Below are 13,526 nucleotides of genomic sequence, written 5' to 3'. Positions count from 1 at the left end.
TAAAAAGAAGGGGGTGAAAAGCACCCCCTTCGTTCATCCAGGCCATTACATGACCATATTCTAAATTTCCAGGTCGAGGATCGGGCCATCGAAATTGCCGCCCAGCTTCCGGTTGGCCGCCGCCAGCTTGGCGCCAGGCTCCCCGGCGATGTAGGCATCGATCAGCCTTTGATAATTGCTGATCAGCCCCTCCACGTCTTTGGCAAGCCGCATGAACTCGAACCCTTCCGAGTGCAGCCCCTTCTGCTGGATCGGAATGTTCGAATAATCCTGCCGCGGGATCATCGGGAAGTCCTGGCTGTCGTAAGGCAGCACGGTCGGCTCCATCGGCGGTTCCGGCTCCTGCCCTTCGGGGAAGTGTGTCAGCGACCAGATTTCAAACAGGCACTTTTCCGGCCCCAGCGGGCGGATGCGATAAGACGCATAGCTGGTGAAGAACGGCAGCAGGAAATAGTGCGGGAAGAGATATTCCACCGCATTCACCGGATCGGACACGCAAACTGCATTGAGATCGGGCACGTTCTCGCCGCGCTCCTTCAGCTTGCGGGCGATCGCATCCTGCACGAGCCCGAACCACACCGGCACCGCTTCCGCCACTGTGGGCGGAAGCTGCAGGTCCGGATTGTCCGGCCCAAGCTGTTCGGCAATCTCGATTTCCTTGGCGTGGACCATACCTGCCATGCCTGAACCGAGCAGCTTGAGATTGTCGATCTGGGCGCGGATATTGTCCTCCACGGTCTGATCGGGGTCGATCGGGAGCCCGATGCCGCCCGTCTCGTTGCCGTACCGGGCATTATAGAGCCCAGGCACCGAACGCTGCAGCTGCGGGTGCGTCATCATCACGTGATAGCCTTCCATGAAGGCCTCCATCGCGATCTTCCAGTTGGCGGGCAGCTCGGTCGCAAACCACCATTCGGACCGCACGTTCGACATGCCATGGGCGTCGAGCCGGTCGAGTACCGGCCCCATGCTGTCCTTCAGCGAAGGCGCATTCATATCGTGATTGATGAACGCGCAGCCGCCCCAGGTCTCGCAACGAACCGGCTTCAGCGCGAGTTCGCCCTGGTCCAGCAAATCATCGGAAAACAGCTGCTTGCCGTAAACGAATGTGCTTTCGCCATCCATGTTCCAGCGCCAGCCGTGGAACGGGCAGATGAAGCCGGATTTCGCGCAGTTACCATGCGCATTGCCCGATCCGCCTGCGATCGGCACGCCGCGATGACGGCAATGATTCTGGTACGCCTTGACCCCGTCCTTGGTGCGCACGACCAGCACCGACTTGCCGACATTGGTGTATTCTACCCAGTCGCCGACGTTGGGGATCGTTTCGAGGCGGCAGGCCATCTGCCAGACATGCGGCCAGAGGTGTTCCACCTCCGCACGATAGAAGGTCTCGTCGTAATAGCGCTGCGCGGGGATCAGCTCGGACCGCGTGATCGGGTAAGGATTCCCGGCCAGCGGCATGCCCGCGGAATTGATATCAGCCATGGGAGGCATCCTGTCCTGTTAGATTTTTGACTGACAGGAGTCTGCCGCATGCTGATCGAGGCAAGCTTTGATCAAGCGCAAATTTTGGTGGGAGCGCGCTTTTGGATCAGGACGGGTAGCCTGCCCTGATCCAATAAGTTTGCCCCCCGTCCCGGAAAATGCCTCGAGTGAGAACAAGAGGGACCTGGCAAAATCGAAGCTGACAAAAGCTGGAGGTTTCGCATGAAGAAAAGCTTTGTTGAGCAGATAGGCCAGCGGTCAGCGTTCCGTCTTTGATGGGAGGCGGTTACGCGGTGCGTTGAGTTTGCAGCGTTCCGCGAGCGGCGAAACGGTTGAAGGCGGCAGTTCGGATTTGCAATTCGACGACCTGGTGATCGAACTCTCGTCCCATGACGCGTTCGGCCAAAGCGATGGCACGCCCGAGCGGTTTCATTGCGAGTCCCGACGTCCGGTGTGTTCTCACCCGATGCCTTTGCGTTACGGCGGACTGGGACAACCTGCATAGGCATTACGTGCGGAGATTGCATCGTGGCAACCACTGACCGTGGCGATAGACTAACCATTTGGTATCTAGTCCAATAATCCGGGAAGCATGGGAGCAACGCCAACCCGACTGCCGGTATTTCAATGGCGCGGATCTCGCGTGTCCGGGCATCGACGCCGAGAGGGACCTTCCGCCACTGGCGGCGCTTGGACCGGCCATGCTTGCGCGCGCGCCATTCCCCATCCCCACAGCCTTGATGCCGGTGCTGTCGATCAGCAGGTGCAACGCTTCCGAACTGGGCTGGCAGGGAAAATTCCGGTCGAAGCTATCGGTGGAACGGGCAATCAGATCATGAGGGCATAAACGACAACCAGAATTAGCTTAACTCAGCCGCCAACTGTCCAAGATGGCACCACCACCTCAGACCACCGGCATGGTGGCGGTTGGTTGCTATCTCGGCTAAGGGCGGCTTGTCCCATTTTGAAAAGGCTTTGGTGTTTAGCATGGCGAAGAAAAAGGCCCTCATCACGGGGGTGACCGGGCAGGATGGTTCCTACCTTGCGGAATTCCTTCTCGAAAAGGGTTATGAGGTCCACGGCGTCAAGCGCCGCGCCTCGCTTTTCAATACTCAGCGTATTGACCACATTTACGCTGATCCACATGCTAAGAGCGCGGATTTCCATCTGCACTACGGTGACCTGAGCGACACTTCCAATCTTACTCGTCTGATCTCCGCGATCGAGCCGGACGAAGTTTATAACCTCGGTGCACAAAGTCACGTTGCAGTTAGCTTCGAGGCACCTGAGTATACCGCCGATGTCGACGGTATCGGGACGCTGCGCCTGCTTGAGGCGATCCGCTTTCTCGGGCTGGAGAAGAAAACGCGTTTTTATCAGGCATCAACTTCTGAACTCTATGGGCTCGTTCAGGAAATCCCGCAGCGCGAGACCACCCCGTTCCATCCGCGTTCGCCTTATGCGGTAGCCAAACTTTATGCCTACTGGATTACCGTCAACTACCGCGAAGCCTACGGCATGTATGCGTGCAACGGCATCCTGTTCAATCACGAGAGCCCGCGTCGCGGCGAGACTTTCGTGACCCGCAAGATCACGCGGGGCTTGGCCAACATCAGCCAGGGCCTTGAAAGTTGCCTCTACATGGGCAACATTGATGCCCTGCGCGACTGGGGCCATGCCAAGGATTACGTGCGCATGCAGTGGATGATGCTGCAGCAGGACCACCCCGAGGACTTCGTGATCGCTACGGGCGTCCAATTCTCGGTGCGTGAGTTCATCTTGTGGTCGGCGGCCGAACTGGGCATCACCTTGGCTTTCGAGGGTGAAGGAACCGAGGAAATCGGCGTCGTGGCGGCGATCGAAGGCGAAATCGCCACGAGCTTGGCGGTGGGAGATGTGATCATGCGTATCGATCAGCGCTATTATCGTCCTGCCGAAGTCGAGACGCTCTTGGGCGACCCAACCAAGGCGAGAGAAAAGCTGGGCTGGACACCCCAGATCACCGCGCAGGAAATGTGCGTGGAAATGGTGGCTGAAGATCTCAAGGCGGCCCGGCGTCATGCGCTGCTAAAGCAGCATGGTCTGACCATGCCTGTCTCGTTGGAGCTCTGAAAGGCATAACAATGAAGGTTTTCGTTGCAGGCCATCGCGGCATGGTGGGCGGCGCGATCGCGCGCAAGTTGCGAGAACGGGGAGATGACCTCGTGGTGCGCACCCGGGCCGAACTGGATCTTCTGGACCAGCGGGCAGTGCGCGCGTTCATGGCGTCCGAAAGGCCCGACGCGGTGGTCTTGGCTGCAGCCAAGGTAGGCGGCATTCATGCCAACAATACGTATCCTGCGCAGTTCATCTTCGAAAACCTGATGATGGAATGCAATGTGGTGCACGAGGCTTTCTCAGCGGATGTGGAGCGGCTTTTGTTCCTGGGGTCCTCGTGCATCTATCCGCGGGAGGCGCTGCAACCGATCAGCGAGGACGCATTGCTGACAGGGCCGCTGGAAGCCACCAACGAACCTTATGCGATTGCCAAGATCGCCGGCATCAAACTGTGCGAAAGCTATAATCGCCAGTACGGCACAGACTATCGCAGCGTGATGCCGACCAACCTCTATGGCCCCGGCGACAATTTCCATCCGGTCAATTCGCATGTGCTGCCCGCGCTCTTGCGCCGTTTCCACGAAGCAGTGCAGGATGGTGCCGAGGAAGTCGTAATCTGGGGGACGGGAACGCCCCGGCGCGAATTCCTGCATGTCGATGATATGGCGGAAGGCTCGCTCTTCGTGCTTGATCTCGACAAGGAAACCTACGCAGCGAATACCGAGCCGATGCTCAGCCACATCAACGTGGGCTATGGCGCGGATGTTACGATTGGCGAACTAGCGCACCTGATTGCGCAGGTTACTGGCTTTTCGGGGCGGATCGGCTTTGATGCAAGCAAGCCCGATGGGACGATGCGCAAACTGATGGATAGCTCTCGACTTGAGGCGATGGGGTGGAAAGCGCGCATTGTGCTGGAAGATGGCGTGCGTGAGACCTATCGCTGGTTTCTTGAGAATGGAGCCGGTCTGCGCGAGGCATGACACTGGCGGTACTATTGTAGGCTTTGATGATGTGCCCGCCCCCCGACGGCATTGATGTGCCAAGGTGGGTCTGGAATGATCCACACAGGAGGGCGGTCATGTCGGAGATTATCGCGGTCGGGCTCGATCTGGCGAAGAATGTGTTTCAAATGCATGAGGCTGATGCCGAAGCGCACGGCCAGTTCGCGAGGGGATAGTCCGGTCGCATCGAGCGCCATCTCGACGATCTGTCGCCAGACATCCCCACCAATGCGGTTCCACACCAAGCTCGGCGCCGAGGAGCGATCCTCCAGCGCTTCTGGACCACCCTCGGGGAAGCGATCATACCAACGGTATAACGTCCGGCGGGGAATGCCGAGCTTGTCCAGGATGTGCCTGGCAGGCAGGTGCGATGCTAGACGATCCGGATGATCTCCAGCTTCTCTGGGGCTGGATACCTCATTCGTCGCCCCCCATCCCCGATCATGCTTTCTCAGCAAGCGGTTCTCGAGCGTCAGGTCGGCTACGGCCTTGGTCGGCGATTTTCGCAAGGAGGGTTTGGGCTTCATCTTCATCCCTTCGTCACTACGACGAAGCCCAAACCCTCTTTGAATCTCACCCCCTAATCTGTGCCATCGGCGCTGACACCGGATAGGTAGAACATCTGTTCGCTAACGCTGTGTTTCCGACAAACCGCGACAGCGCGGCATCTCGCCAACCTCCGACTCCTTCAGAATTTCGATGATCTGTTCTTCCGTGCACCGCGTCTACTCCATGATGAGTTCCCCTTCCCATGGCATCGCATGGGAAACTCACTCTTCGCGTGGACTTCTTTTCGGGGGGAGGTCAGACTGCCCCATCGACATCGACGCCCTCTTGTTCCAGGAGTTCGTCCAGAAACTTCAGCACACCGCTCTCGCAATCGGCCCGCTCCACCTCGTACTCCTCAAGCAGCCGGTCGCACAGGACCGACACCTCCATGGGCTGCTCGATCAAGCCCCAGATCCGGCTCCCCACCTCGTCTAGTCGATAGTAGATACCCTGCTCGACACTCATCATCACCACCTCGCCGTCGATATCTGCGGACACCAAGCCCTTGCTTTGACGCACGATACTGGACATTTTAATCGCCAACGGTATTCCCTTCCCTAGACGGTATATAACTGCCCCGCAGCTTATCCCAATCCGGCTTATCCTTCACCTACTTTGATGGAACAATGGGGTTCTCCCCATTCGTTTCGCGCAGATCATGTCCGGCCCTCACACACCCGCGCCGCCGTCTGGCGAGGCTCCGCCATTCACCTGCCTGCGACATCCAGCGCAACCCACAAGCCGAACAGCAAAAGGCCGCTTCAGTGGATCATTCCAGGTTCGTCGGCACTCGCCCTAGTCGAGATTCCACTTTCAGGTAGTCGACCGTCGGCGGTCGTATGGGCTTGCCACGGGTCAACTCCAGATAACTTTCGTCACCGATGGAGTGGGCTGATACAATCCATCCCATGAAGGTCGCCAGGTTGTCCCCTTCGTGCTCTCGCGGCGGTTCGAAAAGGGAGTGGAGCCGCCGCTCCAGCGGCTCCAGGGTTTCATCGATCACCCATCGGTCCGAAGGACCGAGCCGCGCCTCGTACAGGCTGCATCCCCGTTTGACACTCACGTCCAGCTCGGCATTGGCGAGCCGTGGATGATCGGCAATGGCGGCCTGTAGCCGCCGATGAACATCAAAAGCCATCGCCAGGCCATCAACATAGAAGAACGCGCTCCAGACCCCGACGCTGTAGGGATAGTTCAAGGTACAGGCACATTTGGATGGACACGGCATGGCCGGAGCGATCTCGCGGATCGCCGCCAGCTCGGCCACACAACTAGCCTCTACTTTCACCTTGTAACAATTTCGGCAACCGAAGGGGATGAGCGATTGTCGATAGACCTCCCTGAAAAGGAACAAGTTCAAGAATGAACACGGATAATAGTGGTGCCTAGGATTCTCAGCGCCAAGACTGTTGATTTCCGCCGTTCCATCTTGCTCACCCCCTGTCGGAAGTCCCAGCCGCCCCTCGGAGGTCCACTCGATTTTTCCCGCTTCCACCGCCGCAGCCAGGATGTCGGCCAGCGTGTATCCAGCTATTTCCCGCAAGGCCATCGAATCGCCCAGCACGGCAATCAGTTCATCGCGAACCATTTTACCCCGGTTCATTTCACTCCCCACGTCGGCGATAGCGGAATTGCCTAGGGTATCATCATTCCCGAAAATATCACCCGTCTTGAAGTGGAGCTGAGCCATAGGGAGAGAGCCCTCCAGGGACCCCGGTATTGCGCGAGCTAAATGGGTTTCCGTAGGCGGCCTGCTGGCGGCGTATTGACATCCTTCAATGCACATACAATCAGTTGTGCTGCGGAAGGCCGTATGACTTCATTCATCGAAGACCGCGCAAATAGGAAGGGCGGGGTATCACGTCCACGTCTGGATGCAGTATATACTCGTACCAACACCCCTTGGAATCTTGCCCCAGCTAGCTACCTCGAATGCCCATCAATCACTATACCGCCTACGGCCTCACCGTCGCTTCCGAGTTGGAATGCCCTGAACTGATCGCGACCGATCCTCCCAGCCAAACCGACGTCGAGGTCTCACTCGCGGAGATTCCGGCCCTGCTCGACGCCCCGCTCCACGTTATACGCCAAACCCAGATCGGAAACGGCGTGTTCCAGTTCGAGCCCCCGGGGGTTGCCCGCTATCGTGCCATCGGCGGTCATACAATTCTCGTCCAGCCGTTCCCCGGCGCATCGCCGGAGGAGGTTCGTCTCTTTCTGCTGGGGACCGTTTTCGGGGTCCTGCTCCACCAGCAAGGGAGACTGCCGCTGCATGCCAGCGGTATCGAGTGGGCGGGCAGCGCAGTCGCCTTCTGCGGCCCCTCCGGGGCTGGCAAATCGACGTTGGCCGCGGCGCTCCATCGCCGCAGCCATCCACTGCTCTGCGACGACATCGGGGTGGTGGTGCCGGATGCAGAAGGGAAACCACTCTTTTATCCCGCTTTCCCCCGCATCAAGTTGTGGCGCGACACCCTCGACCATTTCGCCCTCGACCCGACAGCGTTGAGCCGAGACTGGATCCGCGCCGAGAAGTACCACCTCCAGCTCCATGACACCTTTCATCGTCAGCCGTTACCGCTACGGCGAATCTATTTTCTGGAGCGTGGGGAGACCGGCGAACCCGCCGTCATCCAGCCCGTGGAAGGCGCGCGCGGCATCCCGCTGCTGGTCGCCAACACCTACCGTGCCGGGCAGGTTCGTCGAAGCAGCAACTTTCAGGCCCATTTCACCCAATGCGCACGAGTCGCCGAGAAAGTGCCGTTGCGCCGCTACACCCGCCCCTGGTCGTTGGCACGGATAGAGGCCTCGCTCGACACCCTGGCCGACGATATATCGTAGAACCATAGCCCCACGTGATGAGCCTCCGGATCGTCGGGGAGCCCCGCGGAACCGAGGCCTTGGGGGGCGAGCTTCATACATCGATTGATGCTACTATAATTTCAACCCGATGCTGCTATAGTTTCAACCCGACGATTGAAGGAAAGCTCCACCATGAACGACAAAGATCAAAAGCCCGCCGCCATCACCAATACTCAAGATGCCTCGCTTGAAGGCGAGTCGATCACCGCCGATGAGCGTCGCTCCTGGTCCGCGCCGCGGCTGACTATCCTACCGGTCGAAAACACGCTCGGGCCCTCTACCTTTGGGTCCGGACAAGCCGCACATGTTTCGTAGGTCCTTGCCCTGGGCCAGTGGTCCGCGCTGCGGCTGACTATACCCTACGGTCGAAAACACGCTCAGGCCCTCCACCTTTGGGGGCAGGTAATTCGCGCATGTTTCGCAGGTCCTTGTCCTAGGTCGGTTCATCCGGTGTCTTCGGGATTCTGGTCGAGATGCCACCACTACGGTACACTCAATGTTCTTTTTCGTCTGTTGGTCCAAGCATGACCAAGGGCTGGGTCTCGATGCGATATCGCTGAACCGGCGCCTGGAGGCGAAGCGGTGGCCGGTCCGGGAGACTCTTGCCACCCCCGCCGGTGACCTACTCAGCTGTTTCGGTATAGCGGGCATCAGTCGCGCCGTGCGTGACAAGGGGCTGCTGCTGGCCGGCGACGTTCGCCTTGATACCCTAGACGGGCAGGTTGTGGATGGCGACCCCTTCACCGCGCTGGCCGACGGCTATCGCGTGCTGGGGCAGCGGCTGCCCGGCGCCTGTGTCGGCGATCTCGCACTGGCCATCGTCGACCCATCGGAGCGGCGCCTCATGGCCATCGGCGACCGGCTGGGGATTCATCCCCTCTATTGGCAAGAAACCTCTCACGCCGTTCTGATAACCAACCTCCCTGCCGCCTTTAGTGTTGCCGGTGCCGCCAACGACCGCCTCGATCGCGAGGCGATCCGCGAGTTCACACTCTGGTCAACCCCTGAAGACGGCGCCACCTTCCTGCGCGGTCGCAAGCGGCTGCCGCCGGGCCACTGCCTGCTCGCCGATCGACAATCCGGGACCGTACGGATCGAGCGCTACTGGCACCCCGACGACGTTACCGTCACCTTCGGCCTTAAGGACCGGGAGGTGGCCGAGGAAGGGCGGCGGCTAGTGGATCAGGCGGTGCGCCGCCGTCTTCCCGCCTCGGGGTGCGTCGGACTCGAGGTGAGTGCCGGCCTCGACAGCTCCCTGGTCACGGCGCTGGCCGCCCGGGCGGGGCGCGAGCGTGGCCTCTCCTTCGCTCCGGCGGCCATGGTCTATCCCGACTGGGCGTTGGCTGCACTGGCGTCGACTCAATTCCCCGACGCCGATCCGCGGGAGCCGGTAGCCCGGATGCTGGCCGGGCTAGGCATGCCCCCCGCCCGCTTCGTCGATGATGTCGGCGCCGACGTGGTGGATCGGACGCGGAGTTCGGTCCGGCGCCTGGAGGCGCCCTGGTCCCTGGGGCGGGCGAAGGCGGATCTCCACGACGTCTTTCTCGATCAGGGCGCGCGGGTCTTCCTCACAGGCGAGGGGGGCAACGAGGCGGTGAGCCATGGGGGGGGCGAGGTGCTGGCGGAGCATGTGGGCCGACGGCGTTATCTCGCCTTCGTTCGCGAGGCATGGCTGCGACTGCCTCGCGGCCGTCCGCGGGCCACGACACGGGCCGCCGAAACGCTGCTGTTCATCTTCCAGCCCAAACTGGCACGGCGTCTGCGCCGGGGTCGCCCAAAGAACGACATCACGTCGATTTTCATGCGCCGCGCGCTACGGCGTTTCGCCGGATCCAACGCCTCACCCGAGGTGTTCGAACGGCAGATGGCGCACGGTGTCGAGCACGCGATCTCCCCGCGGTTTCGTTCGGTGCATGACTCGATCGCCTACGCCCTGCGACGGGAGGTCAACCTTCGGGGATTGGAGGGGATGTATCTGGATGCGGCGGATCGTGGGCTCGATGTCCGCCACCCACTGCTCGACGCGGACTTGGTGCGCTTCTGCCTCTCCCTGCCTGGGGAGCACTTTAGCCGCGACGGTTATGATCGGCGCCTGATCCGCACGCTGGGAGAGGGATTGATTCCGGACGACATCCGGCTGCACCGCGGGCGTACCCCCCATGGCCTGAAGGTCACGCGGGCCCAAGTGTGGCGCGAGCGGGAGAGCGTCATCGCCTATCTGGAGCAGATGGGCCAGCGACCAGCGGTGACAGAGTTTTTCGACGTCGAGGAGATGATCGCCTTCCTCCGTGCCGAAGAGGTGTTAGATTTGCGGCGAGAGAAGATTGTCGATTGGGCCGTGCTGATCGTCGGCCTGCGGATGATCGCAGGCCTCGAGGAGATGGGCTGATCAATGGGCACCGGTTGAGCGTCGGATGGTTTCCAAGATGGACCGCCATACCACCATGTTTACCTACCTGATCGCCGGGCAACGCTGGCGTTCCGCGATCCCGCTACCCGGGTTCGCGCCGCTGGAGGATGGTTGCTACAGCGAGGCTGACGTCATCGTCGAACACGGTGAGGTTCCCATAGGGCTGGCGGAGGCGGAGTATCGCACCCGCCACCTCCAGGTCCGGCGACGTGACGGCTTGGTGCTGCTCCGCCCACCCTTGGGACCGCGCTATTTGATCGGTGGGGGGCGGATCGTGGTCGAGGCCGCTGACGGCCGCGACCTGGCACTGGCCAGCTCCGCCCTGGTCTCCACCCTCTTCGGCACCCTTTGCCACCAGCGGGGCCTGCTGCCGCTGCAGGCCAGCGGCGTGGCCGTGGGCGACTCCGCGGTATTGATCGCCGGGGCGTCCGGCGTTGGCAAATCGGCCTTGGCGGCAAGTTTGGCGTTGGAGGGTTTCGCCCCGGTCGCCGACGGCGTGGTGCCGGTCACCTTGGACGCGGGACAGGGGCCGGTGGCGCTGCCGACGACGGAGCGATTGCGCCTTTGGCCGGAAACGGTCGCCGGTCTCGGGTTGAACGCAGAGGCCGTCGATTTTTTCGCCGAAGAGGGGTTGCGGGGGCACTGGGACCCCGGGTTAAATCCAGGTTGTGGGCCGCGCCCGATCGCCGCGCTCTACGTCGTGCTGCCCCAGCGTCGCGCCGACCCCGATCTTACCCCGTTGTCCGGTAGCAAAAAGGTCGGCATGATCGCTGAGGTCACCTATAGACCTTTGCTTCAGCGGGTGCTTGGCAACCACCCTGCCGGTTTCCCAATCCAGGTGGCGCTGGGCCAGCGGGTCCCGATCCACTATTTCGCTGCCCCCTCGGGGTACGAGCGATTGCCGGATGCCTGCCGGATGCTCTACCGAAACTGGGAAGCGTTGGGCATCCTCTAGGCAGAGCATTGGGATCGAAGCAAGTGGCGAAGATCAACCTAATCGCAACCTACCCCAAGTCGGGCACCACCTGGACCCGCATCCTGCTCGACAGCCTACGCCAAGGCGGGGCCGAGGTCGGCATCAACGGCGTCTCGCTCACCATTCACCTCTCCTATCGGTATTGGATCGACGAGCAGTTAATGATGGAGACCGTCGACCTGCCGAAGGAATGGCAACGGGGATTGCAAGGCCGCGCCCTGCGCGCGCTGCACGAGGATGGCACGGAGCGCACCATGTTCGGGACCACCCACGCCGCCCATCCCGAAGCCGTCGATGCCGAACTCCTCTTTCCGCCAACGACCGTCGAGCGGGTGCTCTACATGGTGCGTAACCCACTATCGGTGGCGCCCTCCTACGCCGATTTTATGGGGCTGCCCTTGGATCGGGCAATCGATCAGCTGGCGGATCCACGCAACACTCTAGGAGTCGGCTCGGATATCCACCACGGCCCAAACTTTCCGGCCTTTCTCGGCTCCTGGAGCCAGCATGTGCGCTCGTGGCGCGAGAGTGGCCTCGAGGTGATGATCGTGCGCTATGAGGATCTGCTCGACGACGGCCACCACACATTAACTTCGATAGCCCGTTTCCTGGGCCTCCCCGATGACGGGGCGGTCGTGGAGACCGCCTTGGGCAGCCACCGTTTCGACCGACTGCGGCAACAGGAGGCACAGGACGGGTTCGTGGGTAGCCACTATCGGGAAAAGCGCTTCTTTCGTAGCGGGTCGTCCACGGCTTGGCGATCCGAGCTCTCGGCGCCTCAGGTGGCGCGCATCGTCGAGGTACACGGCGAGGAGATGGCACGATACGGCTACCTGCCGTAAGCGCAGTCCCCCTATTCGAACCGAAAGACATCGGGCCTGAGCGTCAGACGGTAAAGTCGAGTATCATTTCCGCCGTTGCCCTATTCGATCGCTTGTCCGGTAGTGCCGCCGGGGTGTCGCGATGGATCCGATGAGCCAGACCGTTCCGCTCTTCCCCTGTCTGCCGCACTTTGTATAGGCTGCCCACTATGACTCTGTCCCTCATCCTGTTCCAGCCACGTTCGGGTTCCTCGCTGCTGGCCCAGACCCTGCGCCTCCTTGGCAAGCCCGTGCTAGGCGGCTTCAACAGCAACTGTCGTCAGGCGTTGAACCCGCTGGGTTTCTGGGACATCCCGGAAATCCGCGATCATGGTCTGACCTTCGAGCGACGAGAGAAGTATCGCGAGGAGCTCGCCGATGCGGTGGTAAAGGTGCTGTGGTTTTCCACCTTCGAGGGGGGAGGCGAGCAGTGGGCTTGGTTCTCCGAGGTGCGACCGGCGATCTTCATCACCTACCGCCATCCGCTGGAACAGGCGTTGTCGGCCAATGCAGCATTCTCTCGCGAACAGGCGGGCACGCAGGAGCACTTCCTGGCGATCACCCACTCGCTGCGCAACTGGACCTTCGGCCTTGGCAAGGTCGTGCGCTTCGTCCGTGAGAACCATCCCGAATTGATCCAGCGCATCCGTTTTGTTGGCTATCACGAGCATCTGGAAGACCCGGTCGCTTTCGTGGATAAGGTCGCCCGGCATGCGGGGCTCACCCCAGACGCGGCCTGTCTCCGACGGGCTATGGAGAACATCGACAAAACCCTCTACCGGTTCCGGATCAACGAGGTTCCCGCGGAATACCTGCGCTGGTACCAGCCAATGCCAGCACGCCGATACTTCGAGATTCTGCGTACGGCACCGGCCTCTCTGTGGGAGGAGCAATGGCCTGACGAGCCGACCCTCGATGTCCTCTCCAGAGCTAATCGGATGTTCTGATTTGCCTTCAGACAGATGGCCGACCGTCGCCTCGCCGGTGGGGAACGCGGCCTTACCCGGATCAGTCACGCTGTTGGCGGGCACCTCATTTCATTATTATTGAATGATAATTTCTGGCTATCAGCCGCCTCTAGGTCTTGAAAAGTGAGCAATTCCGTAGCGATCCCGCCCGCAAGCGCGGCGGATCTTCCGGGCACGGCGTTGCCGCCCGTTCCAGCGTGTTGGCGTTAGCAAGGGTGGATTGCAGACTGCTATCGCTTACCTGTGTGTAGATTTGGGCCGTGGCCAGGTTTTGTTGCACAAATGAAGCGGTGGTTAGCCGTGTGGCTTTGACAT

Annotated in this window: 12 protein-coding genes and 2 pseudogenes; 8 read left to right on the top strand and 6 right to left on the bottom strand. The window is 60.9% G+C overall.

The genetic code is table 11. From position 1 onward, the window contains the following. Positions 1 to 60: 60 nt before the first annotated feature. Both MTR66_RS09620 and MTR66_RS09615 read right to left on the bottom strand, forming a co-directional pair. Entirely contained in the window at positions 61 to 1,488 is a 1,428-nt protein-coding gene (locus tag MTR66_RS09620; protein WP_407673037.1) for an aromatic ring-hydroxylating oxygenase subunit alpha, read from the bottom strand. Positions 1,489 to 1,774: 286 nt separating this feature from the next. Further along, positions 1,775 to 2,281: pseudogene (locus MTR66_RS09615) on the bottom strand (transposase); the annotation flags it as partial. A 194-nt stretch (positions 2,282 to 2,475) separates the two neighbouring features. On the opposite strand from MTR66_RS09615, the gene gmd reads away from it, so the two are divergent. Next, positions 2,476 to 3,600 (top strand): GDP-mannose 4,6-dehydratase, encoded by a 1,125-nt coding sequence (gene gmd, locus MTR66_RS09610; RefSeq protein WP_243920288.1) that lies wholly within the window; start codon positions 2,476 to 2,478, stop codon positions 3,598 to 3,600. Positions 3,601 to 3,611: 11 nt separating this feature from the next. Next, positions 3,612 to 4,568 carry a GDP-L-fucose synthase gene (gene fcl / locus MTR66_RS09605; protein WP_243920280.1) on the top strand — a complete coding sequence of 319 codons (957 nt, stop codon included), beginning with the start codon at positions 3,612 to 3,614 and terminating at the stop codon, positions 4,566 to 4,568. Between the two features lie 167 nt (positions 4,569 to 4,735). Here fcl and MTR66_RS09600 read toward each other — a convergent pair. The 3 genes and pseudogenes from MTR66_RS09600 to MTR66_RS09590 all read right to left on the bottom strand — a co-directional run. After that, a pseudogene (locus MTR66_RS09600) lies at positions 4,736 to 5,080 on the bottom strand (helix-turn-helix domain-containing protein); the annotation flags it as partial. Positions 5,081 to 5,393: 313 nt separating this feature from the next. Continuing rightward, positions 5,394 to 5,669: a lasso peptide biosynthesis PqqD family chaperone gene (locus MTR66_RS09595; RefSeq protein WP_243920278.1), complete on the bottom strand. Its 276-nt coding sequence runs from the start codon at positions 5,667 to 5,669 to the stop codon at positions 5,394 to 5,396. Positions 5,670 to 5,907: 238 nt separating this feature from the next. Next, entirely contained in the window at positions 5,908 to 6,828 is a 921-nt protein-coding gene (locus MTR66_RS09590; RefSeq protein WP_243920277.1) for a hypothetical protein, read from the bottom strand. Positions 6,829 to 7,070: 242 nt separating this feature from the next. Here MTR66_RS09590 and MTR66_RS09585 point away from each other — a divergent pair, with 242 nt between their 5' ends. The 6 genes from MTR66_RS09585 to MTR66_RS09560 all read left to right on the top strand — a co-directional run bounded on the left by MTR66_RS09585 (position 7,071) and on the right by MTR66_RS09560 (position 13,190). Continuing rightward, positions 7,071 to 7,976, top strand: a complete 906-nt coding sequence (locus MTR66_RS09585; RefSeq protein WP_243920274.1) for a hypothetical protein — start codon at positions 7,071 to 7,073, stop codon at positions 7,974 to 7,976. Positions 7,977 to 8,129: 153 nt separating this feature from the next. Then, positions 8,130 to 8,312 (top strand): hypothetical protein, encoded by a 183-nt coding sequence (locus MTR66_RS09580; RefSeq protein ID WP_243920273.1) that lies wholly within the window; start codon positions 8,130 to 8,132, stop codon positions 8,310 to 8,312. Between the two features lie 181 nt (positions 8,313 to 8,493). Next, complete coding sequence (locus tag MTR66_RS09575; RefSeq protein ID WP_243920271.1) at positions 8,494 to 10,386, top strand: asparagine synthase-related protein; 1,893 nt, start codon at positions 8,494 to 8,496, stop codon at positions 10,384 to 10,386. A 25-nt stretch (positions 10,387 to 10,411) separates the two neighbouring features. Continuing rightward, the gene (locus tag MTR66_RS09570; protein ID WP_243920269.1) at positions 10,412 to 11,362 is read left to right on the top strand and encodes a hypothetical protein; all 951 of its coding nucleotides are present in this window, start codon (positions 10,412 to 10,414) and stop codon (positions 11,360 to 11,362) included. A gap of 23 nt (positions 11,363 to 11,385) precedes the next feature. Further along, on the top strand, positions 11,386 to 12,225 hold the full coding sequence (locus MTR66_RS09565; RefSeq protein ID WP_243920268.1) for a sulfotransferase domain-containing protein: 840 nt from the start codon (positions 11,386 to 11,388) through the stop codon (positions 12,223 to 12,225). A 188-nt stretch (positions 12,226 to 12,413) separates the two neighbouring features. Further along, positions 12,414 to 13,190, top strand: a complete 777-nt coding sequence (locus MTR66_RS09560; protein WP_243920266.1) for a hypothetical protein — start codon at positions 12,414 to 12,416, stop codon at positions 13,188 to 13,190. Between the two features lie 130 nt (positions 13,191 to 13,320). On the opposite strand, the gene MTR66_RS09555 is transcribed toward MTR66_RS09560, so the two are convergent. Continuing rightward, the coding region (locus tag MTR66_RS09555; protein ID WP_243920264.1) for a hypothetical protein at positions 13,321 to 13,526 on the bottom strand (206 nt) is incomplete at its 5' end.

The organism is Novosphingobium beihaiense (assembly GCF_022832375.1).
In the GTDB taxonomy this organism is placed as follows: Bacteria; Pseudomonadota; Alphaproteobacteria; order Sphingomonadales; family Sphingomonadaceae; genus Novosphingobium; species Novosphingobium beihaiensis.
Note: the sequence above shows the minus strand (reverse complement) of the source record. Positions and strands in the feature narration are given on the sequence as shown.